We start from the raw sequence: 1870 nt of genomic DNA on the forward strand, positions 1-1870 counted from the left end.
GGCCAAGGATCTCGCCGGCGCCGCGTGGGACTGGATGAAAGACAAGCTGTCATGGTCGCCCCTCGCGACCATCAGCAACGCCTGGGGCGGCATCACCGGCTGGTTCGGCAAGCTATGGGGTGGCATCAAAGACGCCGCCGCCTGGGCATGGGACAAGCTCAAGACCATCGTCAGCTTCTCCCCGCTGGGCCTGATCGTGAACAACTGGAATGCTGTCACTGAGGCAATCGGCAATCCCGTCGGCGCGGCCAAGGATCTCGCCGGCGCCGCGTGGGACTGGATGAAAGACAAGCTGTCATGGTCGCCCCTCGCGACCATCAGCAACGCCTGGGGCGGCATCACCGGCTGGTTCGGCAACCTGTGGGATGGCATCACTGCCACCGCCGAGAAGGCGCTGGATTGGATCGCCGGCAAGCTGGAGTGGGTCGGCGACGCGTTCAGCAAGGCCAAAAGCTGGCTGGGCTTTGGTGGTGATGGAGATGACGAGGAAGCGAGCCAGCGCCCCCGCGTGGGAGATTCGGCACGCCGCCCAGGGCTAGGAAGTAAAGACCGGCAAGCCGAGCGCCAGCAACGCGGCCGCGCCGTCGCCGCCAACGCACTGCCTCCGGCGCGTCCGTCTCTGGCTGGCGGCAACACCAACGCCGGCGAGCGCAAGCGCGAGGTGACCCAGCGGATTACCAACAACCTCACGCTGAACGTCTCCCGTCGCGAGGGAGAGGCAGACCAGTCCTACGCCGAGCGTATCGCCGAAATGGTGATGGAAAAGATCAACGAGAAACAGCAGGGGGCGCTCTACGATGGCTGATGTGATGATGAAGCTGGGCCGCTACAAATTCACGCTCGACACTGCCGCCTACCAGGAGTTTTCGCGGGCCACCGAATACCGCTGGGCGGCACAGTCCCGCGTTGGGCAGCACGATGCCCTGCAGTTCACCGGCTATGGCGAGGACGCCATCACCCTGAGCGGCCGCATTTACCCCGGCTGGAAAGGCGGGCCGGACCAGATCCGCGACATGCGCGACCAGGCCGGCGAGGGCGAACCGCTGATGATGGTCGATGGCAATGGCTATGTGCATGGGCGCTGGGTGATTCTCAACATCGAGGAACGGGGCGACACGTTCGCTCCTGGTGGCGTGCCACGTCGGCAACGCTTCACCCTGAAAATGAGGTACTACGACGATGGCGCTGACGTATCGAACGCATGACGGCGACACCGTCGATTGGATCGTGTGGCGCCGCTATGGCCGCATCAGCAACGGCTTGGTCGAGCGTGTGTTGCGCGAAAATCCCGGGCTCGCCGATGCCGGGCCAATATTGCCGGCGGGCATCCCGATCACGCTGCCCGAGGCTGACAAGCCCAGCACTCGCCGCCGTGTGAGGTTATGGGGATGACGCCGACCTTCCGTATTATTGCCAATGATGAAGACATTACCCGCCAGATCCGCGAACGTTTCGTCTCGCTCAAGATCACCGATGAAGCCGGTGCCGAAAGCGACAAGCTGACACTGGTGGTCAGCGACCACCTTCCACGCGAACCGCTGACGCTGCCCCCGACCGGCGCGGAGCTAGAAGCCTGCCTGGGCTACGACGATGAAGTCGTCAGCATTGGGCGCTACGTGGTCGACAGTCTTGAGCAGAGCTGGCCTCCCAATCAGCTGCGCATCGTCGCCCAGGCGATGCCGCTGGCAAAGAGCGACTCGGGCGAAGGCAGCACGCGCCTCATGCTGCAAACGAAGAAGACGCGCAGTTGGGATGCTGGCACGTTGCTGGGCGATATGGCGCGCTCGATTGCTGGCGAGCACGATCTCGACCCCGCCATACAGGACGCCATGGCATCGATCGCGCTGCCGCATGTCGATCAAACCAACGA

3 protein-coding genes and 1 pseudogene are annotated in these 1870 nt (G+C 63.9%); all 4 read left to right on the plus strand.

Annotated features, from left to right (window positions below; genetic code table 11):
* A partial coding sequence (locus OP496_RS17480; protein WP_280565156.1) for a hypothetical protein occupies positions 1-805 on the plus strand: 805 nt, incomplete at its 5' end.
* Positions 798-1205, plus strand: a complete 408-nt coding sequence (locus tag OP496_RS17485) for a phage tail protein (protein WP_280565158.1) — start codon at positions 798-800, stop codon at positions 1203-1205. The genes OP496_RS17480 and OP496_RS17485, both read left to right, overlap by 8 nt.
* Complete coding sequence (locus OP496_RS17490) at positions 1180-1392, plus strand: tail protein X (RefSeq protein WP_280565160.1); 213 nt, start codon at positions 1180-1182, stop codon at positions 1390-1392. Before OP496_RS17485 ends, OP496_RS17490 begins: the two co-directional genes overlap by 26 nt.
* Positions 1389-1870 (plus strand): annotated as a pseudogene (locus tag OP496_RS17495) (phage late control D family protein); the annotation flags it as partial. The gene OP496_RS17490 and the pseudogene OP496_RS17495, both read left to right, overlap by 4 nt.

It is taken from the genome of Chromohalobacter sp. 48-RD10 (assembly GCF_029889785.1).
Classification (GTDB): Bacteria; Pseudomonadota; Gammaproteobacteria; order Pseudomonadales; family Halomonadaceae; genus Chromohalobacter.